The 24,353-nt window shown below is 71.5% G+C and carries 19 protein-coding genes; 13 read left to right on the top strand and 6 right to left on the bottom strand.

Annotated elements, in window-relative coordinates:
- Positions 1-67 precede the first annotated feature (67 nt).
- From PVT71_RS21905 to eda, 3 genes are all read left to right on the top strand, one after another.
- Positions 68-757 (top strand): glutathione S-transferase family protein, encoded by a 690-nt coding sequence (locus tag PVT71_RS21905; protein ID WP_353474601.1) that lies wholly within the window; start codon positions 68-70, stop codon positions 755-757.
- A 151-nt stretch (positions 758-908) separates the two neighbouring features.
- Positions 909-2,714, top strand: coding sequence for a phosphogluconate dehydratase (edd, locus tag PVT71_RS21900; protein ID WP_353474600.1), 1,806 nt, complete (start codon positions 909-911; stop codon positions 2,712-2,714).
- Between the two features lie 104 nt (positions 2,715-2,818).
- A complete protein-coding gene (gene eda, locus PVT71_RS21895) occupies positions 2,819-3,460 on the top strand; it encodes a bifunctional 4-hydroxy-2-oxoglutarate aldolase/2-dehydro-3-deoxy-phosphogluconate aldolase (RefSeq protein WP_353474599.1) in 642 nt (213 codons plus the stop codon).
- 172 nt (positions 3,461-3,632) lie between these two features.
- Here the strand turns inward: eda and PVT71_RS21890 are convergent, their stop codons facing one another.
- Both PVT71_RS21890 and PVT71_RS21885 read right to left on the bottom strand, forming a co-directional pair.
- The gene (locus PVT71_RS21890) at positions 3,633-3,893 is read right to left on the bottom strand and encodes a hypothetical protein (RefSeq protein WP_353474598.1); all 261 of its coding nucleotides are present in this window, start codon (positions 3,891-3,893) and stop codon (positions 3,633-3,635) included.
- Entirely contained in the window at positions 3,890-6,667 is a 2,778-nt protein-coding gene (locus PVT71_RS21885) for a glutamine-synthetase adenylyltransferase (protein WP_353474597.1), read from the bottom strand. Before PVT71_RS21885 ends, PVT71_RS21890 begins: the two co-directional genes overlap by 4 nt.
- Before the next feature lie 115 nt (positions 6,668-6,782).
- On the opposite strand from PVT71_RS21885, the gene PVT71_RS21880 reads away from it, so the two are divergent.
- From PVT71_RS21880 to PVT71_RS21840, 9 genes are all read left to right on the top strand, one after another.
- Positions 6,783-7,250 (top strand): YbaK/EbsC family protein, encoded by a 468-nt coding sequence (locus tag PVT71_RS21880; RefSeq protein WP_353474596.1) that lies wholly within the window; start codon positions 6,783-6,785, stop codon positions 7,248-7,250.
- Positions 7,247-7,888 carry an alpha/beta family hydrolase gene (locus PVT71_RS21875; RefSeq protein WP_353474595.1) on the top strand — a complete coding sequence of 214 codons (642 nt, stop codon included), beginning with the start codon at positions 7,247-7,249 and terminating at the stop codon, positions 7,886-7,888. The genes PVT71_RS21880 and PVT71_RS21875 overlap by 4 nt, the downstream gene beginning before the upstream one ends.
- A 167-nt stretch (positions 7,889-8,055) precedes the next feature.
- Positions 8,056-8,502 carry a DUF2852 domain-containing protein gene (locus tag PVT71_RS21870; RefSeq protein ID WP_353474594.1) on the top strand — a complete coding sequence of 149 codons (447 nt, stop codon included), beginning with the start codon at positions 8,056-8,058 and terminating at the stop codon, positions 8,500-8,502.
- Between the two features lie 152 nt (positions 8,503-8,654).
- On the top strand, positions 8,655-9,107 hold the full coding sequence (locus PVT71_RS21865) for an RDD family protein (protein ID WP_353474593.1): 453 nt from the start codon (positions 8,655-8,657) through the stop codon (positions 9,105-9,107).
- A gap of 274 nt (positions 9,108-9,381) precedes the next feature.
- Positions 9,382-10,194, top strand: a complete 813-nt coding sequence (locus tag PVT71_RS21860) for an arginyltransferase (RefSeq protein WP_353474592.1) — start codon at positions 9,382-9,384, stop codon at positions 10,192-10,194.
- Between the two features lie 194 nt (positions 10,195-10,388).
- Positions 10,389-10,991, top strand: a complete 603-nt coding sequence (locus PVT71_RS21855) for a hypothetical protein (protein WP_353474591.1) — start codon at positions 10,389-10,391, stop codon at positions 10,989-10,991.
- Positions 10,966-12,429 carry a DNA polymerase Y family protein gene (locus tag PVT71_RS21850; protein ID WP_353474590.1) on the top strand — a complete coding sequence of 488 codons (1,464 nt, stop codon included), beginning with the start codon at positions 10,966-10,968 and terminating at the stop codon, positions 12,427-12,429. The genes PVT71_RS21855 and PVT71_RS21850 overlap by 26 nt, the downstream gene beginning before the upstream one ends.
- Positions 12,426-15,809 (top strand): error-prone DNA polymerase, encoded by a 3,384-nt coding sequence (locus PVT71_RS21845; RefSeq protein ID WP_353474589.1) that lies wholly within the window; start codon positions 12,426-12,428, stop codon positions 15,807-15,809. Before PVT71_RS21850 ends, PVT71_RS21845 begins: the two co-directional genes overlap by 4 nt.
- 152 nt (positions 15,810-15,961) lie before the next feature.
- On the top strand, positions 15,962-16,615 hold the full coding sequence (locus PVT71_RS21840) for a PAS domain-containing protein (protein WP_353474588.1): 654 nt from the start codon (positions 15,962-15,964) through the stop codon (positions 16,613-16,615).
- A 41-nt stretch (positions 16,616-16,656) separates the two neighbouring features.
- Here the strand turns inward: PVT71_RS21840 and PVT71_RS21835 are convergent, their stop codons facing one another.
- On the bottom strand, positions 16,657-19,224 hold the full coding sequence (locus PVT71_RS21835; protein WP_353474587.1) for an HWE histidine kinase domain-containing protein: 2,568 nt from the start codon (positions 19,222-19,224) through the stop codon (positions 16,657-16,659).
- Positions 19,221-19,787, bottom strand: a complete 567-nt coding sequence (locus tag PVT71_RS21830) for a hypothetical protein (protein WP_353474586.1) — start codon at positions 19,785-19,787, stop codon at positions 19,221-19,223. Before PVT71_RS21830 ends, PVT71_RS21835 begins: the two co-directional genes overlap by 4 nt.
- Positions 19,788-20,004: 217 nt before the next feature.
- On the opposite strand from PVT71_RS21830, the gene PVT71_RS21825 reads away from it, so the two are divergent.
- Positions 20,005-20,427 carry an RbsD/FucU domain-containing protein gene (locus PVT71_RS21825; protein WP_353474585.1) on the top strand — a complete coding sequence of 141 codons (423 nt, stop codon included), beginning with the start codon at positions 20,005-20,007 and terminating at the stop codon, positions 20,425-20,427.
- Positions 20,428-20,449: 22 nt separating this feature from the next.
- Here PVT71_RS21825 and PVT71_RS21820 read toward each other — a convergent pair whose 3' ends face one another.
- Both PVT71_RS21820 and PVT71_RS21815 read right to left on the bottom strand, forming a co-directional pair.
- Positions 20,450-20,986: a hypothetical protein gene (locus tag PVT71_RS21820; RefSeq protein ID WP_353474584.1), complete on the bottom strand. Its 537-nt coding sequence runs from the start codon at positions 20,984-20,986 to the stop codon at positions 20,450-20,452.
- 22 nt (positions 20,987-21,008) lie between these two features.
- Positions 21,009-24,347, bottom strand: coding sequence for a DUF6519 domain-containing protein (locus PVT71_RS21815; RefSeq protein ID WP_353474583.1), 3,339 nt, complete (start codon positions 24,345-24,347; stop codon positions 21,009-21,011).
- Positions 24,348-24,353 lie beyond the last annotated feature (6 nt).

Below are 24,353 nucleotides of genomic sequence, written 5' to 3'. Positions count from 1 at the left end.
ATATGCGCAGGTTCTTGCCAGATCGCCCCGCATGGCGGAAGATCCCCCGGAGCTTCCCGGAGGGGCCATGACACTCACGCTCTACTCGCACCCGCTCGCCTCCTACTGCCACAAGGTGCTGATCGCCCTCTACGAGGCCGGCACCCCGTTCGAGGCGGTCACCGTCGACCTTGGCGATCCCGCCGCCCATGCCCGGCTGCTGGAGCTCTGGCCGGTCGGCAAGATCCCGGTGCTGCGCGACGCGGCGCGGGGCGTCACCCTGCCCGAGGCCTCGATCATCATCGAACACCTCGACCTCTTTTACCCCGGCCCCCGGCCGCTGCTGCCCGCCGATCCCGAGACCCGGCTGCAGGCGCGGCTCTGGGACCGCTTCTTCGACCTCTACGTGCAGGGGCCGATGCAGAAGATCGTCTTCGACAGTTTCCGCCCCGAGGCGCAGAAGGACCGCGCGGGCGTCGAGGAGGCCATGGCGCAGCTTCTCGTGGCCTATGACCTTGCAGAGCGCCACTTGGCGGGGCGCACATGGGCCGCGGGGGAGGAGTTCGGCATCGCCGACTGCGCCGCCGCGCCGGCGCTCTTCTTCGCCGGCATCCTGCACCCCTTCGGCGAAGGGCACGGCGCGCTGCGCGGCTATTTCGAGCGCCTTGTCGCCCGGCCCTCTTTCCGCCGCGTGCTGCTCGAGGCGCAGCCCTGGTTCGACAACTTCCCCTTCCGCGACCGGATGGAGGCGCGCTTTCTCAGCATGGTCCCGGACTGAGCGGGGCGCCGCGCCGGATTTTCGCGCGCGCCGCGCCGAAGCCGCCCGGAGCGCCGCGTCAGATCTTTACTGATAGCGCTAACCGGGTTACATCCCTCGGCAAGAACGCCAGACCGGGTCTGCCCCCGGACAGCGAAAGGAGCCCCCTCTCATGTCGCTCAACGCCACAATCGCCAAGGTCACCGCCGAGATCGAGGCCCGCTCGGAAAAACTCCGCGGCACCTATCTCGAACGCATGCGCCGCGCCGCCGACGAAGGCCCGCGCCGCGCCCACCTGACCTGCGGCAACCAGGCCCATGCCTATGCCGCCATGGGCGCCGACCAGGCCGCGCTGGCCGAAGGCCGCGCGCCGAACCTCGGGATCATCACCGCCTACAACGACATGCTTTCGGCCCACCAGCCCTACGAGCGCTACCCCGACCTGCTGCGCAAGGCCGCGCGCTCGGTCGGCGGAACGGCGCAGGTGGCGGGCGGGGTTCCGGCCATGTGCGACGGCGTCACCCAGGGCCAGGTCGGCATGGAGCTCTCGCTCTTCTCGCGCGACGTGATCGCGCTGGCCACGGGCGTGTCGCTCTCGCACAACACCTATGACGCCGCCGTCTACCTCGGCGTCTGCGACAAGATCGTCCCCGGCCTCGTCATCGCCGCCGCCACCTTCGGCTACATCCCCGGCCTCTTCCTGCCTGCCGGACCGATGACCTCGGGCCTGCCAAACGACGAGAAGGCGAAGGTCCGCCAGCAGTACGCCACCGGCGAGGTCGGCCGCGACAAGCTGATGGAAGCCGAGATGAAGAGCTACCACGGCCCCGGCACCTGCACCTTCTACGGCACCGCCAACTCCAACCAGATGCTGATGGAATTCATGGGCCTGCACCTGCCCGGCAGTTCCTTCATCAACCCGAACACCCCGCTGCGCGACGCGCTGACCGAGGCCGGGGCCAAGCGCGCCCTCGCCATCACCGCGCTCGGCAACGAGTATCGCCCGGTCTGCGACGTGCTCGACGCCAAGGCCTTCGTCAACGGCATCGTCGGGCTGATGGCCACGGGCGGCTCGACCAACCTCGTGCTGCACCTGCCGGCCATGGCGCGCGCCGCGGGCGTGGCGCTGGAGCTGTCGGACTTCGACGCGATCTCGGAAGCGGTGCCGCTGATGGCCAAGGTCTACCCGAACGGGCTGGCGGATGTGAACCATTTCCACGCCGCGGGCGGGCTGCAGTACATGATCGGCGAGCTCCTCGACGCGGGGCTCATGCACGAGGACGTCAAGACCGTCGCCGGCGACGGCATGCGCCTCTACACGCAGGAGCCGAAGCTGAAGGACGGCGCCGTCGTCTACGAGGACGCCCCGCGCGAGAGCCAGAACGACAGGATCCTCCGCCCCGCCTCGGACCCGTTCCAGAAGTCGGGCGGGCTCAAGCAGATGATCGGCAACCTCGGCCACGGCATGATGAAGATCTCGGCGGTGAAGCCCGAGCACCATGTCGTCGAGGCGCCGGTGCGCGTCTTCCACGACCAGGCCGAGGTTAAGGACGCCTTCAAGGCCGGCGAGTTCACCTCGGACACGATCGTCGTGGTGCGCTTCCAGGGGCCGAAGTCGAACGGCATGCCCGAACTGCACAGCCTGACCCCGACGCTCGCCGTGCTGCAGGACCGCGGCCTCAAGGTGGCGCTGGTCACCGACGGGCGGATGTCGGGCGCGTCCGGCAAGGTGCCCTCGGCGATCCACGTCTGCCCCGAGGCCGCCGATGGCGGCCCGCTCGCCAAGCTGCGCGATGGCGACATCGTCCGGCTCGACGCGGGCGCGGGCACGCTGCAGTGCCTGACCGAGGGCTTCGAGACCCGCGAGGCGGTCACCGCCGACCTCTCGGGCAACGGCCACGGCGTCGGGCGCGAGCTCTTCGAGGCCTTCCGCCGCAACGTCGGCCTCGCCTCCAACGGCGCGGCGGTGGTCGTCTGACGCCGCCCCTTGCCCTTTCATCTTTCCGAAAATACTCAATAACCCGACCGTTCCGCTTTCGCTGACCCCCAGACCCCGCTGACCCCCAGACAAAGGCCCTGCCCATGACCCCCGAGGACGCCAGCCGCTCCAACGAAGCCCTCTGCAAGCTTGCCCCGGTGATCCCGGTGCTGGTGATCGACGACCTCGCCCATGCCCGGCCGCTGGCCGAGGCGCTGGTCGCGGGCGGGCTGCCGGTGCTGGAGGTGACCCTGCGCACGCCGGTGGCGCTCGACGCGATCCGCGAGATGGCACAGGTCGAGGGCGGCGTCGTGGGCGCGGGCACGCTGCTCACCCCCGCCGACGTTGCCGCCGCGGTCGCCGCGGGCGCGAAGTTCGGCGTCTCGCCGGGCGCCACCGACCGGCTGCTCGAGGCCTGCGAGGCGGCGGACCTGCCGCTGCTGCCCGGCGCCGCCACCGCCTCCGAGGCGATGGCGCTGCTCGAGCGCGGCTACACGGTGCAGAAGTTCTTCCCCGCCGAGGCGAACGGCGGCGTGCCCGCGCTCAAGGCGATCGGCGCGCCGATCCCGCAGGTGCGGTTCTGCCCCACCGGCGGCGTCAGCATGAAGAACGTGGGCGACTACCTGTCGCTGAAGAACGTGCTCTGCTGCGGCGGCTCCTGGGTGGCACCGAAGGAGCTGATGATGGCGGGCGACTGGGACGGCATCGTGGCGCTGGCGCGCGAGGCGGCGGCGCTGCCGCGCTGAGCCCGGCGCCGCAGGGGGGCTCCGCCCCCCGCCCTGCGGGCTCCCCCCGGCGTATTTTCAAAGAGAAGAAGACGGCAGGCGCCCCGCGGCCCTGCCGTCTTGCGATTGCGGGTCTTCTTCTCTTTCCAAATACGCGCGCCGCAGGCGCTCACGGCGCAGCCGTGACCCCTGTTCAGCGGCGCCGCGCCGCGCGCCCGCCGCGGCGGCGGGCGGTGGCGGCGGTGCCGAGCCCCTCCTCCAGCACCCGCGTCATCGGGTGCCCCGGCGTGCCGTGGCGCGCGACGAGGGCGGCGAGCGCCGCGCCGGTCTCGGTGCCCTCGGGCAGCGACAGCGCCCAGTCGAGGAAGATCGCGCGGCACTCCCCGGCGGTGATGCCCTCGATCCGGTAGGCCTCGGCGATCAGCCCTTTGGGATCGAGCGCATCCCCCTTCATTCGGCGGGCACCGGCAGGGCGGCGTCGATGATCGCGGCGGCGCGGGTGGTCATCTCCTCGAGCTTCGCGCGCAGCGCCTCCGGCCCGTCCACCCCGGCGAGGCTGGTGAGGAAGGTGCAGCCGCCGGCGCCGAGTTCCGCGGGATCGAGCCTGCCCTCGGTGATCAGCCGCGCGCCGATCTGCAGCGCCCAGCAGAGCCGGTAGGTGGCGGCGAGGTGATCGGCCTCGGCGCGGCCCAGCCAGCCCTCCTGCGCGGCGGCGGCGATGCCACGCGCGGTGCGCCGCGGCGCCTGGCCCGAGAGCAGCGCCCCGGCCTGGCCGACCAGTTCGATGTCCTGCATCCGACCCTGGCCAAGCTTCGGATCCCACTCGTCGCCCGCGCCCTTGGCGGCGGCGATGCGGGCGCGCATCTTCGAGAGCTCCGCCAGCACCTCGGCGCGGTCGCGCGGTTCGGCCAGCAGCTCGCGCCGCCGCGCCTCGACCTCGGAGGCCAGATCCGCCGGGCCCGCGATCACCCGCGCGCGGGTCAGCGCGAGGTGCTCCCAGACCCAGGCGTCCTTGCCCTGGTACTCGGTGAAGGCGGCGAGCGAGGTCGCCACCGGCCCCTGGTTGCCGGAGGGGCGCAGGCGCATGTCGATCTCGTAGAGCCTGCCCTCGGCCATGGGCGCGGTCATCGCGGTGATCAGCGCCTGGGTGAGCCGGGCGTAATAGGTACGTGAGGGCAGCGGCCGCTTGCCCTCGGAGGCCTCGACCCCGTCCGCGTCGTAGATCACGATGAGGTCGAGGTCGGAATGCGCGTGCAGCCGCCCGGCCCCGAGGCTGCCCATGCCGACCACCACCGCGCCGCGCCCCGGCGGGGCGCCGTGCTTGCGGGCGAACTCGGCCTGCACCGCGGGGGCGAGCGCGGCGAGCGTCGCCTCGGCCAGCTCGGCGTAGTGCTTGCCCGCCTCCTGCGACTCGGAGATGCCGCGCAAGAGGTGCACGCCTATGCGGAAGTGCCATTCGTGCTGCCAGCGCCGGGCGATGTCGAGCTGGCGCTCGTAGTCCACCTCGCGGTCGAGCAGCTGCGCGAGGTCGGCGGTCAGCGCCGCCACCCCCGGCCAGGGCGCGAAGAAATCGCCGCCGATCACCGCGTCGAAGACCTGCGCGTTGCGCGACAGGTGCAGCGCCAGCTCGGGCGAGACCGAGACCACGTCGACCAGCAGATCGACCAGCTGCGGGTTGGCCTCGAAGAGCGAGAAGAGCTGCACCCCGGCGGGCAGCCCGGCGAGGAAGCCGTCGAAGGCGGTGAGCGCCTCCTCGGGGCGGGCGGCGCGGCCGAGACGGCTGAGGATCTCGGGGCGCAGGCGATTGAAGATCTCGACCGCGCGGCTCGAGCGCAGCGCCGGGTAGCTGGTCCAGCGGGCAACGAGCGGGCTGTCCTCGAGCGGCGAGGCCACGGCGGGCTCGGCGCGGCTCTCGGGGGCGAAGAAGCCCTCGGTCAGCTCGTGCACCTCCTCGAGCCGGGCGCGAAGGTCGGACTTCAGCTCGGAAAGGTCGCGGCCGCAGAGCGCGGCGAGCCGGGCAAAGCCCTCCTCGCTGCCCGGCAGCGCGTGGGTCTGGGCGTCCTGCACCATCTGGATGCGGTGCTCGATCTCGCGGTGCGCGCGGTAGTGCGAGGTGAGCGTCCCGGTCACTTCGCCCGGCACCCAGCCCTTCTGCGCCAGCACCGCGAGCCCCGGCACCGTGCCGCGCACGCGCAGCTCGGGGTCGCGCCCGCCGGCGATGATCTGCCGTGTCTGGGTGAAGAACTCGATCTCGCGGATGCCGCCGCGGCCCAGCTTCATGTTGTGGCCCGGCAGGGTGATCGGCCCCGAGAGCCCCTTGGCCTCGCGGTAGCGCAGGCGCATGTCATGGGCGTCCTTGATGGCGGCGAAATCGAGGTGCTTGCGCCAGACGAAGGGGCGCAGCGACTCGAGAAAGCGCGCCCCGGCAGCGGGATCGCCGGCGCAGGGGCGCGCCTTGATCCAGGCGGCGCGCTCCCAGGCGCGGCCAAGGCTCTCGTAGTAGCGCTCGGCGGCCTCCATCGCCATGCAGACCGGGGTGACGGCGGGATCGGGGCGCAGCCGCAGGTCGGTGCGGAAGACGTAGCCGTCGCCGGTCAGGTCGTTCAGCGTCGCGCTCATCCGCTTGGTGGCGCGGATGAAGGAGGCGCGGGCCTCGTGGAAATCATCGCGGCCGAAGCGGGTCTCGTCGAAGAGGCAGATGAGGTCGATGTCCGAGCTGTAGTTGAGCTCGCCCGCGCCCATCTTGCCCATGGCAAAGACCACCATGCCGCCGGCGCTTGCGATATCGTCCTCGCTGGCGCCGGGCAGCTTGCCGCGCTTCACCTCGCGCGAGATGGCGTCGCGCAGGGCAAGCTGCACCGCGAGGTCGGCGAAATCGGTGAGCGCGCCGGTGACCTCCTCGAGCCGCCAGGCACCGCCAAGGTCGGCGAGCCCGACCAGCAGCGCGACGCGGCGCTTGGCCTCGCGCAGCGCCACGCCGGGGTCGCCCTCGACCTCCCGCAGCGCGGCGAAGAGCGCGCTCAGCGCCGCATCGGGCGCGTCCACCGCGCCCTCGAGCCAGTCGCCTTCCCTGCGGATGAGGCCCAGCAGGTAGGGGCTCGAGCCGCCGGTGCCGGCAATCAGCTCGGCCAGCGGCCCCGAGGCCCAGGGTACGGCATCGCGCGCCTCCTGTCCGAGGGCGGGTTCGAAGGGGCGTGGCAGGCGGGTGATCGCATCGGCAAGGCTCATGGCGGCAGATGGCCACGACTGGCGGCATTGTGCAATGGCATGGCTTGCCGCGCCGCCGTGCGGGCGGCTATGCCTCGGGTCAGCGAGATCGGATCGGCAAGACGGGAGACGGGACATGAGCAAGAGCCTGAAACGGGTGCGCGCGGCGCTGGAGGACGCGGGGCTGCCGGTCGAGATCCTCGAGGTGGAGAACGCCCGCACCGCGCAGGAGGCGGCGGATGCGGTGGGCTGCGCGCTCGACCAGATCGCCAAGTCGATCATCTTCCGCGCCGAGGAGAGCGGCGAGGCGGTGCTCTTCCTCACCGCAGGCGGCAACCGGGTCTGCGCGGGCAAGGCCTCGGCGCTGGCGGGCGAGCCGCTCGGCAAGGCGGACGCGGCGCTGATCCGCGGCCAGACCGGCTTTGCCATCGGGGGTGTCTCGCCGGTCGGACACCTCGCGCCGATCCGCGCCTGGATCGACCCGCGGCTGCTCGAGTTCGAACAGGTCTGGGCGGCGGCGGGCACGCCGCGCCACCTCTTCGCGCTCGATGCCCACGTGCTGCCCGGGCTGACCGGCGCGGTGGCGGCGGAATTCACCGAGTGACCGGCGCGGAGGTCCTCGTCGATGGGGATGGGCCGGACCGTCCGACGCTGCTGCTTGCCCATGGCGCGGGCGCGTCGATGGACAGCGATTTCATGGCGCGCATGGCCGAGGGTCTGGCGGCGCGCGGGCTGCGCGTGGTGCGGTTCGAGTTCGCCTACATGGCGCAGCGCCGCACGGGCGGCGCGAAGCGCCCGCCGCCCAAGGTCGAGATCCTGCAGGAGGAATACCGCGCGGCGATCGCGGCGCTGGCCTGCGACGGCCCGCTCTTCATCGGCGGCAAGTCCATGGGCGGGCGGGTGGCGAGCCTGATCGCCGACGATCTCTTCGCCGCCGGGACGATCCGCGGGCTTGTCTGCCTCGGCTACCCGTTCCACCCCACCGGCAAGCCCGAGAAGCTGCGCACCGAGCACCTCGCCGAACTGCGCACGCCCGCGCTCATCTGCCAGGGCACGCGCGACCCCTTCGGCACGCGCGAGGAGGTGGCGGGCTATGCGCTTTCCGGCAGCATCGCCCTGCACTGGCTCGAGGACGGGGACCACGACTTCAAGCCGCGCCGGGGCGTGAGCGGTCTGAGCCACGAGGAAACGCTTGCGGGCGCCGCCTCTGCCGTGGCGGGCTGGATCGCGGGGATCGCCTAACTCCCTGCAATCGCTTGGCACCGTCATGGCCGGGACCTCCCCCCGCTGCGCCCAGCGCGAAAAATGTAAAAACCTTTCACATCACCTCTTGAAGGGGGCGGGCCGAGTACCGATCTTCGCTAATGTGAAGAGCATTCACATAGCAAAGAACCGAAAGGAAACGACCCATGACCGCCGCCTCGCAGCACTACGCCCAGCCCGCCAACCCCGGCTGGCTGCGACGTGCCGAGTTCTGGCTCGACCAGCGGGGCAAACCCGCGTGGATCGTCGCCATGATCCTCGGTTTCATCTTCTTCTGGCCGATCGGGCTTGCCCTCCTGGCCTACATGATCTGGAGCAAACGCATGTTCGGAATGTCCTGCCGCAATCGCCACAGCCACCGTCACACCGCGTTCCAGCAGGGTTTCAACGCCATGCGCCCGAGCGGCAACGCCGCCTTCGACGCCTACAAGGCCGACACGCTGCGCCGCCTCGAGGACGAGCAGAAGAGCTTCGAGGACTTCCTGCAGCGCCTGCGCGAGGCGCGGGACAAGGCCGAGTTCGACCAGTTCATGGACGAGCGTGACCGCCGGGCCCGCGAAGAGCGCGAGACGGGCGAGACCGAACAGGCCTGAGGCCGCACCCACGTCCCCGCCATGGCCCGCCCGGGCCATGGCTCCGAGGTTCCCCGGACCGTGCCGTCTGGACATTTGCCGGCATCGTCCCCACCTGCCCCGTAACCGCAAGCCGTACCCGCCCGAGACGGACAGCCCGAGCGAGAGACAAGATGTACCCCAACGCGACCTATTCCCAGCTTCCCGACCCGGTGCACCAGAGCGCCTTCTACGAGAGCGTCGCGCTCAAGCGCGGCATGGCCTGGGTCATCGACACGATGCTCGTCGCCGTCCTGGTGTTCATCGCGCTCCTGTTCACCGCCTTCCTGGGCGTGTTCATCTTCTTCGCCATCTGGCTGGTGATCAGCTTCGGCTACCGCGTGACGACGCTGGCGACGGGCTCGGCGACCTGGGGCATGCGCCTCATGGCGATCGAATTCCGCGACTGGCAGGGACAGCGCTTCAGCCTGCCGCAGGCGGTGCTCCACACGCTGGGCTACACTATCTCGGTCTCGATCATTCCGATCCAGATCGTGTCGATCGTCTGCATGTTCGCCACCGAGCGCGGGCAGAGCCTGACCGACCTTGCGCTCGGCACCGTGGCGCTGAACCGCCGCGCCCGCTGAGGCCGGCGAACGGAGCGGACCGGCAGAACGGCTGCCAGAGGGGGCTTCGGCCCCCTTTTCCATGTGATGCAGGTCCGTTCCCGTGCAGCATCGCGACCCTGTCCGGCTTCCCCCGTTGACGCGGCCCCGCCTTGCGAGGCACCGTTCCCGCGAGAGAGTCCGCCAGGCTTGCGCTCCCAAGATCGTGAATACTGCATATGTAAGATGAGGTGGGGTTGGCGAGGGCGGTTTTCGTTGTTACGTTTTTCTTTCAAACAGCCCGGACGGTTCCGAAATGCGCCATTCGCTGCCCCTTGCGCCGCAATTCTACGTCACGGCGCCACAACCCTGTCCCTACCTGCCCGGCCGGATGGAGCGCAAGCTCTTCACCGCCCTGCAGGGAGACAGCGCGGAGAAGCTGAACGACAGCCTGTCGAAGCAGGGGTTCCGCCGCTCGCAGAACGTGCTCTACCGTCCGTCCTGTTCCGAATGTTCCGCCTGCCTGTCGGCGCGCATCGACGTGCGGCGCTTCGCCCCGTCCAAGAGCCAGAGGCGCTCGCTCCGGCGCAATGCGCACCTGCACCGGCGAGCTTCTAGCCCCTGGGCGACCGAGGACCAGTTCGAGCTCTTCCGCCGCTACCTCGACGCGCGCCATGCCGATGGCGGCATGGCCGACATGGACATCTTCGAATTCGCCGCGATGATCGAGGAGACGCCGATCCGCAGCCGTGTCGTGGAATACAGCGACGGCGCGCGCGGCGACCTCGCCGCGGTCTGCCTGACCGACGTGCTCGATGACGGGCTGTCCATGGTCTATTCCTTCTACGACCCGGACCTGCCCAAGGCCGGCTTCGGCACCTGGATGATCCTCGATCACATCGACATCGCCCGCGAGGCGGGGCTGCCTTACGTCTATCTCGGCTACTGGGTGCCCGGCTCGCCGAAAATGGGCTACAAGGCGCAGTTCTCGGCGCTGGAGATCTACCGCCGCGGCCGCTGGGAGCCGCTGCGCCACGACGACGACTACGCCTCCGAGACCCATCCGCTGAGCACCGATCCCATCGCCGAGCAGGTGGCCAACATCTCGCTGCCCGACAGCCGGGGCTGATCCGGCGGATCTCGGGAAAGTATTGCTGCCTCGAAGACGCGCCCAGCGCTCGGGCCCGGCGTGCGCTTCCGGTCACGTATCCGGTCACGATGCGCATCCGCCCCCTGACCGGCGCTTCCCTCGCGCCGGATGTTCTGGCAATGTTCTCATTCGTACCCCTGTCACCGACTCTGCTGCCACCCGTTCCGGTCCCCATGCGTTCCCTGCCCGCCAGCGCGCCTCTTGCCGAGGCCGACCCGCTTGCCCTCTGCCCCGCCCGGGTGCACGAGGCCGAAGGGCGTGCGCGGCGCGGCTTCGCGCTGTTCCAGGCGACGCGGCACGACGGGCCGCTGGTCTGGATCCTGCCCCGTCACGCGCCGCACAGCCCGCTGCTGCGCGGCCTGCCCGAGGGCGTCGGCGCGCGGCTGCACCTGGTCAGGCCGCAGTCCGAGACCGATCTTCTCTGGACCGCCGAGGAGGCGCTGCGCTGCCCCGCCGTCGGGCTGGTGGTGGCCGAGCCGGGCGACACGCTCTCGCTCACCGCCGGGCGACGGCTGCAGCTGGCGGCCGAGGCCGGCAGGACCACCGGGCTCATGCTCATCCAGTCCGGCAAGGGCAGCAATGCCGCCGAGACGCGATGGGCCTGTGAACAGCTTCCCTCGCCCTCGGCGGACTCGACTCTGCAGCAGTGGTCCCTTATAAAGAACAAAAAGGGAACACTGAGACTCTGGACCGTAGACTGGCATGGCGAGACGTCTGCTTTCCATCTGGTTTCCGCGGCTGGCGAGCGACATGAGCCTGCGGAGACGCCCCGTTGAGGGGCCCTTCGCCCTGACCCTGCGGTCGGGCAATTCCGATCACCTGCACTGCGTCTCGCCGCTGGCCCAGGCACACGGGCTGGCGCGCGGCATGGCGCTGGCCGATGCCCGCGCCATCTGCCCCGACCTTGCCACCCGTCCCGCCGATCTTGCGCGCGAGGCCGCGGCGCTGGCGGGCCTGTGCCGCTGGGCCGGGCGCTACGCGCCGCTGGTGGCGCGCGACGGTGCCGACGGGCTGATCGCCGACATCACCGGCGTGCCGCATCTCTTCGGCGGCGAGGCGGCGCTGCGCGCGGACCTGCACGACCGGCTGGAGCGCACCGGGTTGGCGGCGCAGAGCGCCATCGCCGGCACCCGGGGCGCGGCCCATGCGCTTGCCCGCCACGGCGGCGGCGTGCTGCCCGAGGGCGCGCTGGCCGAAGGGCTGGGGCCGCTGCCGGTCTCGGCGCTGCGCATCGACCACGACACCGCCGCCACGCTCTGCCGCGTCGGGCTCACCCGCATCGCCGATCTCGTGCACCTGCCGCGCGCGCCGCTCGCCAAGCGCTTCGGCCCGGCGCTGGTGATGCGGCTCGACCAGGCGCTCGGCACCCGGCCCGAGCCGGTGGATGCCGAGCGCGAGGCGCCGCATTTCGGCGTGCGCATGACCCTGCCCGAACCGATCGGGTTGCAGGACGACGTGATGGCCGGGCTCATGCGCCTGCTCGAGCGGCTCTGCGAGACGCTGACCCGCCACCAGCACGGCGCGCGGCGGGTACTGCTGGAACTGCGCCGGGTCGACCGCGAGACGGCGCAGGTGCGGGTCGGCCTTGCCCGGCCCATGCGCGACCCCCACCGCATCGCCGCGCTCTTCGAGAAGGGCGTGGCCGAGGTCGAGGCGGGTTTCGGCATCGACGCGCTGCGGCTCTGCGCCGAGGTGACCGAAAAGCTGCCGCCCGAGCAGCTCGGCCCCGGCGGGCCGAAGCTGCGGAGCGAGGACGCGCTCGCCGACCTCGTCTCGCGGCTCGGCAACCGGCTCGGCTTCGACGCCGTGCAGCGCCTGCTGCCCGCCGACAGCACCATCCCCGAGCGCAGCTTCCTCATCGCCCCCGCCGCCTACAGCGAGGCCGAGGCCCCGCCGCCCCGGCGCGGCCCGCCGCGGCCGCAGTTCCTCTTCCCGCCCGAGCTGGTCACCGGCGCGCGCGGCGTGCAGCCCGGCCACCCGCCCGCGCAGTTCCGCTGGCGGCGCATGGCCTTCACCACGCTGCGCGCCACCGGGCCCGAGCGGATCGCCCCCGAATGGTGGTTCGACGATCCCGCCTGGCGCTCGGGGCTGCGCGACTACTGGCGGATCGAGACGCGCGAAGGGCCGCGGCTCTGGCTCTTCCACACGCCGCAGGTGGCGGGCTGGGACGCGGGCGGCGCGCAGGACTGGTTCGTGCAGGGGGAATTCGCATGACCCCCTATGCCGAGCTCTGCGTCACCAGCAACTTCACCCTCCTCACCGGCGCCTCGCACCCCGAGGAGCTGGTCACCCGCGCCGCCGAGCTGGGGCTGACCGCCATCGCCATCACCGACCGCAACTCGGTGGCCGGGGTGGTGCGCGCCTTCTCGGCGCTGAAGGAGCTCGAGCGGTTGCAGGGCGAGGCGCGCGAGGCGGCCGAGGCGGCGGCGCGCGAGGCCCCGGCGATCCGCTCGCACTCGCTGACCGATCCCTCGAGCCGCCAGCGCGTGCCGCAGGTCCCCCCCGGCGCCGCGCCGCTGCTGCCGCCCGAACAGCCGCTGCCCCGGCTCATCGCGGGGGCGCGGCTGGTGCTGACCGACAGCCCGCTCGACTGGCTCGCCCTGCCCACGGACGTCGCCGCCTGGGCGCGGCTGACGCGGCTCCTGTCGCTCGGCAAGCGCCGCGCCGAGAAGGGCGAGTGCCACCTCTCCCGCGCCGACCTGCGCGCCGCGACCGAGGGGATGATCCTCATCGCCCTGTCGCCCGACCCGCTGGAGCCCGAGGGCACCGCCGCGGCGACCGACCCCGAGCTGCGCGAGATGCTGCGGCGCTGCCCGGGCCGTGCCTTCCTCGGCGCCGCGCCGGTCTACGACGGGCGCGACCAGATCCGGCTCGACCGCCTCGCCCGGCTTTCGCAGCAGACCGGGCTGCCGATGGTGGCCTTGGGCGACGTGCTCATGCACCGCTCGGCCCGCCGCCCGCTGGCCGACGTGCTGACCTGCCTGCGCGAGGGCTGCACCATCGACAACATCGGCGCGCGGCGCCTGCCCAACGGCGAGCGGCGGCTGAAATCCGGCGACGAGATGGCCCGGCTCTTCCACCGCTACCCCGCCGCGCTGCGCCGCACCGCCGAGATCGCCGACCGCTGCGCCTTCCGCCTCGACGAACTGCGCTACCAGTACCCCGACGAGGCGCTGAACGGCGAGCCCGCGCAGGACCGGCTCGCCCGGCTCTCGCGCGAGGGGCTGCACTGGCGCTACCCTGCCGGGCCGCCGCCGAAGATCGTGCACCGGGTGGAAAAGGAGCTGCGGCTGATCGGCGAGATGGGCTACGCCTCGTATTTCCTCACCGTGCACGACATCGTCGCCTTTGCCCGCTCGCGCGGCATCCTCTGCCAGGGGCGCGGCTCGGCGGCCAACTCGGTCGTGTGCTACCTGCTCGGCGTGACCGAGGTGCCGCCCGAGAGCATCACGCTGATCTTCGAGCGCTTCATCTCCAAGGAACGCGGCGAGCCGCCCGACATCGACGTCGATTTCGAGCACGAGCGGCGCGAGGAGGTGATCCAGTGGATATATGAACGCTACGGGCGCGAGCGCGCCGGGCTCACCGCCACGGTGATCCACTTCCGCTCGCGCGCCGCGATCCGCGAGGTCGGCAAGGTGATGGGGCTGAGCCAGGACGTGATCGCCCGGCTCTCGGGGCAGATCTGGGGCTGGTCCTCCTCGGCCCCGGACGAGGACCGCATGCGCGACGCCGGGATCGACCCCACCGACGATCGCGTCCTGATGACCGCCAGGCTGATCGAGGAGATCATCGGCTTCCCGCGCCACCTTTCCCAGCACGTCGGCGGCTTCGTCATCACCCACGGGCGGCTCGACGAGCTCTGCCCGATCGAGAACGCCGCGATGGACGACCGCACGGTGATCGAGTGGGACAAGGACGACATCGACGCGCTGGGGCTTCTCAAGGTCGACATCCTCGCGCTGGGGATGCTCACCTGCATCCGCAAGGCGTTCTCGCTGCTGGCCCATCACCGGGGCCAGCACTGGACGCTGGCCAATGTCCCGCCCGAGGATCCGACCGTCTACGACATGCTCTGCCGCGCCGATGCCATCGGGGTCTTTCAGGTCGAGAGCCGGGCGCAGCTGAACTTCCTGCCCCGGATGCTGCCCCGGCGCTTCTACGACCTCGTCTGCGAGGTCGCCATCGTGCGCCCCGGCCCGATCCAGGGCGGCATGGTGCATCCCTTCATCAACCGCCGCCAGGGCAAGGAGCCGGTCGAGGATCTGGGCCCCGCGATGATGGAGGTGCTGGGCCGCACCTACGGCGTGCCGCTGTTCCAGGAGCAGGCGATGCAGATCGCCGTGGTCGCCGCCGGCTTCACCCCGGCCGAGGCCGACCGGCTGCGCCGCTCGCTCGCCACCTTCAAGCGCATGGGCACCATCGGCGCCTTCCGCGACCGCTTCGTCTCGGGGATGCTGGCGCGCGGCTATACCGCCGATTTCGCCGAGCGCTGCTTTGCCCAGATCGAGGGCTTCGGCAGCTACGGCTTCCCGGAAAGCCACGCCGCCAGCTTCGCCCGGCTGGTCTACATCTCGGCCTGGCTGAAGCGGCACCACCAGGCGATCTTCACCTGCGCGCTGCTCAACGCCCAGCCCATGGGTTTCTACGCCCCCGCCCAGCTGGTGCGCGACGCGCGCGAGCACGGCATCGAGGTGCGCCCGGTCTCGGTCAACCATTCCGAGTGGGACAACACGCTCGAACGGCGCCCGGACGGCAGCCTCGCGCTGCGGCTGGGGCTGCGCCAGATCAAGGGGCTGCGCGAGGAGGACGCGACCTGGATCGTCGCGGCGCGGGGCAACGGCTATCCCGACGTCGAAAGCCTCTGGCGCCGCGCCGGGGTGAAGCCCGACACGCTCGAGCGGCTGGCCGAGGGCGACGGCTTCGCGGCGCTCGGCCTCACCCGGCGCGACGCGCTCTGGGCCGCCAAGGCACTGCGCGCGCCGAAACCCCTGCCGCTCTTCGGCACCGATGGCGAGGGGGCGGCCGAGCCCGACGTGATCCTGCCCGCCATGACGCTCGGGCAGGAGGTGGTCGAGGATTACCTCTCGCTGCGCCTGAGCCTGCGCGCCCATCCGATGGAGCTCTTGCGCCCGCGCCTGCCGGAAAGCCTGCCGCATTCCGCCTTCGACAAGGTGGCGCACCGCCAGCGCATCACCGCCACCGGGCTCGTCATCACCCGCCAGCGCCCCGGCACCGCCTCGGGGGTGATCTTCCTCACGCTCGAGGACGAGACCGGCACCGCCAACGTGGTGGTCTGGACGAAGATCTACGAGACCTTCCGCAAGGCGGTGATCGCCGGCCGGCTGCTGCGCGTCACCGGGCGGCTCGAGCGCGAGGGCGTGGTCACCCACCTCATCGCCGAGACGGTCGAGGATCTGTCGGAGCTGCTCTTCGATCTCGGCGGGCCGGTGCCCGTGCTCGGACCGATCGAGGCCAATGACGGGCGCGCCGACGAGACCCGCAGGCCCGTGGGCGGCAGCCGTCGCGGCAGTGCCGCGCGCCACCCGCGCGAGCAGGCGAAAAAGCTGTTTCCCAGCCGCGACTTCCACTGAGCCGCTCAACCGATGCGCGAAGCTGTTGCCGCGGGATCGTGCGGGGCCAGCAAATTTACCTCGCCACAAGATCGCGATTGCAGACCCGCCCCCGCAGCCCGTAAATTAACGAGCTGTAAACTTGCTGTCCCTCCCGAGCCCCGGACCACGCAATGATTCTCGCCGAAACCAACCTCGAAGCCACCGCCCTCTCGACCGTCCTCGGCTACCTCGCGCAGCGCACGACGGTCTGCGCCAAGGTGCTCGACCGCGACGGCAAGGTGCTTGCCATCAACCGGCGCGGGCTGGAGCTGCTGAACCGCGACGCGGAGGCGATCTGCGGCCAGATCTGGCCCAGTTTCTGGGACGGGGCGGAACGGCTCAACGCCGAGGCCGCGCTGGCCAGCGCCTTCGACGGCAAGCCCGCCAGCTTCGTCGGCAAGCTGGTGCACGCGCGCTGCGGGGAAAGCCTCTGGGACGTCGAGATCGTGCCGCTCGACTGGGCCGAGGGCAAGGTCGCCCGGGTGCTCGCCCTGTCGTCGCTGATGTCCGGCATCGCGCCCGACGGCGAGCCCGCGCGGCACGCGCTCGAGGACCGGCAGATGCTCGGCTCGCTGAGCGAGCTCTTCCACACGCTCAGCAACCTCACCGCCGTCTCGACCAGCGCCGCGAACATCCTGCGCCGCGGCGTCGACCAGGACCGCGCCGACGCGCTGGCCGATGCGCTGACCGAGGCCGGCGAGCGCGCCGCGCAGGCGGTGGAAAGCCTGCGCCGGCAGATCGACGGCCCGGCCGAGGACGCGGGAGAGGACGGCAAGGCCGCCTGAGCGCCCTGCCCGCTGCTGACCGGCGGACCCTCGGCCTCCGGTTAGCCTCCGGTCAGCCGCCCCACCGCTTTCGACAGGGTCTCGATGGTGAAGGGCTTGCTGGTCATCGGCGCCTTGGGGAAGCGCGACAGCCAATCGGAATGCCCCGCGTAGCCGCTTGCCAGCACGAAGGGCACGCCCCGCGCCGCCAGCATCTCGGCCACCGGCAGGCTCGTCTCGGAACCTAGGTTGACGTCGAGCACCGCGACCGAGACCGGGTGCGCGTCGATGATCCGCAGCGCCTCGGCCACAGACGAGGCGGTGTGCACCTTCGAGGCGCCGAGATCGGACAGGATGTCCGCCGCGTCCATGGCGATGATCATGTTGTCCTCGACCACCAGCGCGACGCCCGACAGCCCCTCGCCCTCCGACGCCGCCGCCTGCGGCACCTGCCGGGCGGCCCCGCGCACCCCTTCGGGCGCGTCGGTGACGTAGCGCTCGGGCAGCAGGAACTCGGCCCGCAACCCGGTCACCTCGAAGCGCACGTCGGCCTTGCCCTTCAGCTCGAAGGGGATGGATTTCTCGATGATCGTGGTGCCGAAACCGCGCCGCTCGGGCGCGCGCACCGCGGGCCCGCCGCTTTCCGCCCAGCCGATCCGCACCAGCCCGTCGGGCAGCCGCTCGACCGCTACCTCGACCCGCCCCGCGGGCACCGAGAGCGCGCCGTACTTGACCGAGTTGGTCACCAGCTCGTGCAGCACCAGCGCCATGGTCGAGAAGGCCTCGGGCGCCAGCAGCACCGGCTGGCCGGTGACCGAGACGCGGTGCTCCTCGCCGGCGATATAGGCGCCGAGCTCGACCGCCAGCAGCTCGCGCAGCGCCACCGGGCGCCACTCGGTCGAGGTCAGCTGGTCATGCGCCTGCGCCAGCGCGTGGATGCGCCCGTCGACTGCCGCGGTGAACTCCTCGATGGAATGCGCCGACCGCCGCGACTGGCCGACCAGCGAGCGGATCAGCCCCAGCACGTTGCGCACCCGGTGGTTGAGCTCGGCGATCAGGAGCTCCTGCTGGTCCTGCGCCCGCTTGCGCTCGGCGTTGACCTCGTCGGCCAGCTTCAGCACCACCTCGAGCAGCGTCACCCGGATCGCCTCGGCCGCCTTGAGCACGGTCGGCGACCATGTCTCGGAGCGCCCGGCGACGTCTTCCTTCCAGAGCTCGAAGCTCTTGCGCGGGGTCAGCCGCGCGCCGAGCGGGCCGACCTCGACCGGCTTGTTCGGATTGCCCGCCCAGTTCACCTGCCGCACCACTTCCGAGCGGAAGAGCACGATGTAGTCGCGCGGCGTGCGCGAGACGGGAATGGCGAGGATGCCCGCGCAATCCTCCTTGAGCGCCGCCATCGACGGCAGCCGCGCCACGAGGCTGTCGGTGGCATAGACCCGGCTCGCCGCGGCGGTGTTGAGGAAGCGCGCGATGGTGTGGAACTCTTCCTTCGAGGGCGCGCTGCCCTGCGCCACGTAGGCGCCGTCGGAATAGAGCGCGATGCCGTCATGCGGGATCACCTTGGCGATCTCGCGGGCGATGCTGGGAAAGCTCGCCGCCAGCCCCTCGCCGGAGCTGACCTGCATCATCAGCCGGTCGTGCAGGCGCTGCGCGCGGCCGACCGTGTCGCTGGTGGCCTTCGCCTCCTGCCGCTCGAGCTCGTAGGCGAAGAACTGCGCCAGCAACTCGACCGCCGTGCGACGCTCGTAGTCGACGTGCAACGGCGCGCGGTGGTGGCAGGCGAAAAGCCCCCAGAGCTCGCCGCGGATGACGATCGACACCGACATCGAGGCGCGCACGTTCATGTTGCGCAGGTACTCGAGGTGGATGGGCGAGACCGCCCGCGACATCGCCAGCGACAGGTCGAGCGGCTGCCCCTCGGGGCTTTGCTGCGGCACGATGGGCGAGACGTGGTCGTCGACGTCGGCGATCAGCCGCAGCAGGCTGCGCTTGTAGAGCGCCCGCGCCTGCCGCGGGATGTCGGAGGCGGGGAAATGCAGCCCGAGGTAGGTTTCGGCGTCGCCGCCGTCCTTGGCCTCGGCGATCACCGTGCCGTCGCCCTCGGGGCCGAACTGGTAGACCATGACCCGGTCGAAGCCGGTGAGCGCGCGCAGCTGCCGCGCCGCCTCCTCCGAGGCGCCGAGCAGGTCCTTCTGCGCCGAGACGCGGCGCAGCATCGGCGTCACCAGCGCCAGCTCGTCCTGCTCGCCGCTGCGGGTCTTGGGCTCGAACTCGAAGATGAAGCTCGAGCCGGACTGGTGGGCGCTGACGTCGAAGAGCCGGCCGTCGCCGAAGACGTCGAAGCCGAAGAGCCGCGCCACGGAATTCTCGTGGCTGGTGCCGCCGAGCTTCTCGCGCAGCTTCGCCACGGTCTCGCGCGGCATCACCTCGGAAAAGCTGCGCCCGGTGAGCCCCTCGGCGTCGAGCCCGAGCAGTTGCCCGGCATTGCGCGAGACATGCTGCACGATCCAGTCCGCCGAGATCGCGACCAGCGCCGCGAAGCTCTGCACGTTGCCCAGCAGGTGGATCGGTTCGCGGTCGCAATTGGTCAGGTCGACGGGCGTGTCGGTGGAAATGAAGGAATCGTTCATGATGCTCCGTCGGCCGGCGCGGCCAGCACGGCGCGCGCCTCGTGTTCGAAGATGGAAAAGGCGCGGATGGCGTCGCGCAGCACGCGCTGCGCCTCGGGGCAGCGGGACGGCAGGGCCGAGAGCCGCTGGCAGAAGGCGCGCCAGGCGATGCGGTCCCCGGGCAGCGCGAAGAACCCGCAGGTGGCGGGCTCGGGCAGCGCGCGGCGCAGCACGGCGGTGCCAAGCTGCGATCCCAGCAGCAGGTAGGCCACGGCGTCGCCGTGCAGCGGCAGGTCCCGCCCCGGACCCACCGAGGGCTCGGGCCCGAGGTCCTGCGCCAGCGCGCGCATGGTGTCGTGCAAAGCCGGTGTCGCCTCGGACGCCTGCCAGCCGCAGGCGTCGCCCAGACGCGAGAAGCCTCGCCTCTGCACTTCGCAGAAGACCCGGCGATCCTGCGTCTTCGACAGGTCGAGACGCGACAGTTCGGCATCGAGACGGAGATGGGGGCCGGAGGTGGCTCCCCGCAGGGCATCCCTGAGATTGCTGTCCCGGATCACGTCCGGATCTTCGACGAAGTCTTTCACCCTGCCTGTCCTGCCCCTGTATTCTTGTCTTTGACGAAGCATAACGCGGAACCCGCCGCTTGGTTCCCTCGGACGGAGGCTTTGCGGGAAATTTTGCACAAGCCTTTTCCGCGCGATCCGCGCCCCGGAGGATGCCCGCACGCCTCTCAAGTTTCGGTGTACGCCCGCCGCGATCGTGCTAACGCTGGTCCCGACACAGGCAGTGCCCGAGGAAGACATGCTGAAGAACATCGACCCGCTCCTGACCGGCGAGCTTCTCGCCATCCTGCGCGACATGGGCCATGGCGACGAGATCGTTCTCGTCGACGCCAACTTCCCCGCGACGCGGGTTGCGCAGCGGCTGGTCGAGCTGCCCGGCATCGACATCATCCGCGCCTGCGAGGCGGTGCTGTCGGTCTTCCCGCTCGACGATTTCGTCGAGGCCCCGGCGGCGGTCATGGCCTGCCCCGATGGCCGGCCCGAGATCTTCGACGAGTTCGACCGCGTGCTGGCCGAGGCCAACCTCGCCCCCGTCACGGTCGAGGAGATCGACCGCTTCGCCTTCTACGACCGCACCGAGGAGGCCTTTGCCGTGGTGTCGACCGGCGAGCGGCGGCTCTATGCCAACATCGTGCTGAAGAAGGGCGTGCTGCGCGCCTGAAGCACGCCGCGCGGCGGGGGGATCAACGGTCCCGCCCGCCCTGCGCGCGCAGCGTCTCGACCGCCTTCAGCGCCTCGGCGATGCCCTTCTGAAGCCGCTGTTCCACCTCGGCGGCCTGCGCCCGCTCGGTCTCGAGCCGTGCGCGGGCCTTGCCGATCAGGTCAACCGCCTCGGGCAGCGCGCGCCGCGCCTCGCGCACGAAGCCCGCGTCCCCGGTCCGCTTCTCGATCTCCTCGCGCCGCTCCTCGGCAAGGCGGGCCCGGTCCTCGGCGCGGCTCGCCATCTCGCGCAGCGCCGTGGTCACCGCGTCGAGAGGACCCTGCCCGCCCGTCCCCGGCCGCTCCACCGCATCGGTGAAGCCGAGCCCCTCGAGTTCCGGCACGACGATGTCCGCCCCCGAGCGGAAGCCCGCGGCGCTGCGCAGGCGCGGGTTGGCCCGCAGCAGCGCCCGCTCGGCGCGCGCCTGTGTCGCCCCGTCCGAGGCATCGAGAGCGTAGAGCCGGCGCGCCAGCGTGGCGACGGTCCGCTCCCGCCCGAGTGTCGCGATGGCATTTGGCATGGGTCTGCCCTCCTTGCGTGGGTCAGGTCAGGATGTTCAGCGGGCCGAAGGGCGCGGGCAGCCCGCCGTTGTTGAGCAGGATGCGCGCGCGGGTGATGTTGCCGAGCACGGTCGCGCCGCCGGCATCGGTCCCGGTGAAGAGCCGCGCCGAGACGTCTCCGGAGGGGTGTGTGAGCGTGTTGTTCGCAAAGGCGATGCGCGGCGCGGCGGCGCGCACCAGCTCCGACAGCGGTGCCTCGCTGCGGTAGTCGACCTGGTTGCCGCCCATCACCAGCGACACGGCGCCGCCGTCCACCACCTGCACGATCCGGCCGATATGCTCGCGCCGGGTGCGGACCTGGTTGCCGTCGACGGCGATCTGCGCCCCGAGGCTCGGCAGGGCCATGGCGAACTGCGAGCCCGACGCGCGGATCACCTCGTCGCCCACCACGAAATAGGCAAGCCCGCTCGCCCCGAGCGTCGGCACCGCCGCCGTCGCCCCGGTGAAGACCGGCGGCAGCCTGCCGTCGAAATCGCCGCCGCTGCGGCCGATCTCGATCGCCCGCCACGCGACCGGCGCGCCGTCTCCGGCCGCCATCGGCCCGAGGATCCGGTTCCCGCGCAGGGCCATGGTGACGTAGGGCGGCAGGACCATGATCCCGACCGCCTCCTGCTCGGGCTCCTCGCCGCCGATCTCGGCGATGAAGTTCGAGCCGATCTCGACGCTGCCGCAGCCGATCACCGCGATGCCCGCGTAGCGCTGCCCCTGGAACCCCGCCAGTCCGACCGCGCGCACCGAGTTGCCGAGGATCTGGCCGCTCTCGGCCGAGGCGAGGACGATGCCCGCCGCCTCCGGCACCGGCGAGGCCTGCGCGATGCGCTCGATCACGTTGTTGTCGATCGCCACGTGCCGCACCGAGGCGTCGGGCGAGACGGCGATCCCCGCCGCGCCGCAGTCGCGCAGGATGTTGCGCTTGATCAGCACCGTGTCGAGCCGCCCCGCAAGCCGGATCCCCGCGCCGCCAAGATCGAAGATCGTGTTGCCGACGATCTGCGCGTCGGTCTCCGCATCGGGCAGCAGGTTCGGCACCAGCAGGATCCCGTCGCTCTGCCCCGCGCCCGCCGAGATCTCGCAGTCCTGCACCCGCAGCGTCCCCGCCGAGAGCACCAGCCCCGCGCCGTTCGCGCCGATCGTGCTGGCCTCGAAACCGAGGCCGGCGGCGGGCAGTTCGGCCCAGTTGACCCGCACCGCGGTCCCGCCTCCGAGCAGCAGGTTGCGCGAGAAGAGCGCCGCCGAGAGGTTGAGCGCGGCGCGCTCGATCCGCACCGCCGTGCGCCCGCCGAAGAGGATGCAGTCGCGCACCCGCAGCTCGGCAAAGCCCGCGAACTGCAGGTCGCCGTCATTGTCCTGCCCGTAGCTCGACCTTGCGCCGAGCGCGTTGGGTGCCAGCGCGACACATTCCTCGATGACCGTGCCGATCTGGATCCCGTCGAGCGCGATGCCGAAGTTGATGCTGTCCTCGGGCGCGCCGCTCGCGACGATCACCGCCAGCCGCCGCAGCGCCAGCAGCGCGGTGTTCTGCGCCGTCACGCCATGGCCCGGCAGCGTGCCGCCATTGGCATCCTGCGCCGCGGGGCGGACCATAAGGCTGAACCTCTCGAGCCGGATGTCGGTCCCGGTCTCGACCCGGACCGCGCCGCCCGCGCCCTCGTAGGTGAGGACCGTGCCGATCCCCTGCCCGGTCAGCGCAAGCCCCGCGCGGTTCGCGATGACCACCGGCTCGCGCAGCAGGTAGGTCCCGGCCTCGAGGCAGACCGTCCCGCCCTCGGGCGGCACCTCGTCGATGGCCTGCTGGATGGTCAGCGCCCCCGAGTTGTGCCCCTCGGCGGTCACGCAGACGGTGCAGGCGCAGCCCTCACCCTCGCCGCCGCCGAACTCGGGCGGCCAGAACACCCGGCAGTCGTTCACGAGGTTCTCGGCGGCCCGCACGATGGCAAGGCGGCAGTAGTGGCGCTGCACCCCGTGAGGCGGGGCGTCTTCGAGCAGTTCGACCGAGGTGGTGGCGGTGCGCGCGGCAAAGCGCCAGTGGTCCATTTCCCGGAAGCCGCCCGGCCCCTCGGCGGTGCCGAAGGCGACGGTGACACCGCTCTCGAGGATCACCGGCGTGCCGTCGCCCGGCACCGGGATCAGCCCGTCGCTGCCGACCGCGCCGAGATCGGTGAGAAGGCTGTTCGCGCCATCCGCCAGCCGGATCACCCCGTGCTGGTCCCAGCGCATCAGCCGCGTGTGCCGCGTCGCCACCGTGTCGTCGCCGCCGCCGGGAAGAAACTCCGCCGCCACCGCGGTTTCGAAGATCACCGTGCGCGTGTCCGCGTCCACCTCCTCGACCCGCAGCATCTGGCCCGAACGGTGCTCGAATTCGCGGTGGTCGTCGGTGATCTCGACCCAGTCGCCGGGGGCGAAGCGCAGCACCGCGTCGCGCCCGATGCGCGCGACGGTCACGCTCAGCGCATCCGCGGCGATCGAGGTCACCGAGGCACGCACCGAGGCATTCTCGCGGCTGTACTTGAAGCGCCAGTCCTGCTGCGCCAGCGGTGCCGCCGCGTCCGGGTCCGGCGCGTGCAACTCGACGCGGAAGAACTGCTCCTCGATGCCGGTGAAGCCCTCGGTCGGCGGCACGAGGCAGGGATCCTCGGGCGTGTCGACCTCGACCGTGCCGGTGCTGAGCCGCGCGGTCGAGGGCGCGGTCAGCGCGGTCCAGCCTTCGAGGTCCTCGACCGGCGTGCTGCAGTCCACATTCGCGCCCACGTCCTCCAGCAGGCGCACCTGCCAGACCGTCTGCCAGCGCGTCGTGGTGTCGAGCCCGCCGAGTGCCGGCTCGAGCAGGTCCGGATCCTCGGTCGGCGTCACCGGGCGCTGCCAGACCACCAGATAGGCCGCCGCGCGCCCCGCCCCGAGATCGTCCGGCAGGGCCGCCGTCGGCCAGTAGGGCTGGTCGAGGAAGTCGAGCACGTCGCCCTCGGGCGGCGGGATCATCTCGTCGAGCACGCCCTCGGGGGACTGGTCCTCCTCGCGCGCGCGGTCGAAGACGGCGCCTGCCTCCGGGTCGCCCCGGCACTCGGCGAGCATGCCATCGACATAGGCGCGCCCGCGCCCGATGCCGAGCCCGCCGCCGGTCAGGGTGATCCCGAACCCGTCCGGCGTCTCGCGCGGGACCACGCCGCGCCCGATCGTGTCGACCGTGGCGGCGCGAATGCGCCGCTCCATGATCCGCACCATCTCGTTGAAATCCGCGTCGAGAACCGGGCGGCCCTGCTGAAGGAACACACCGGCAAAGGCCTTCTGCGGGCGAAAGCTGTCGCGGCTGAAATCCTCACTCATCTCGTT

Source organism: Salipiger sp. H15, assembly GCF_040409955.1.
Classification (GTDB): domain Bacteria; phylum Pseudomonadota; class Alphaproteobacteria; order Rhodobacterales; family Rhodobacteraceae; genus Salipiger.
This window is presented reverse-complemented; position numbering and strand designations above follow the sequence as displayed.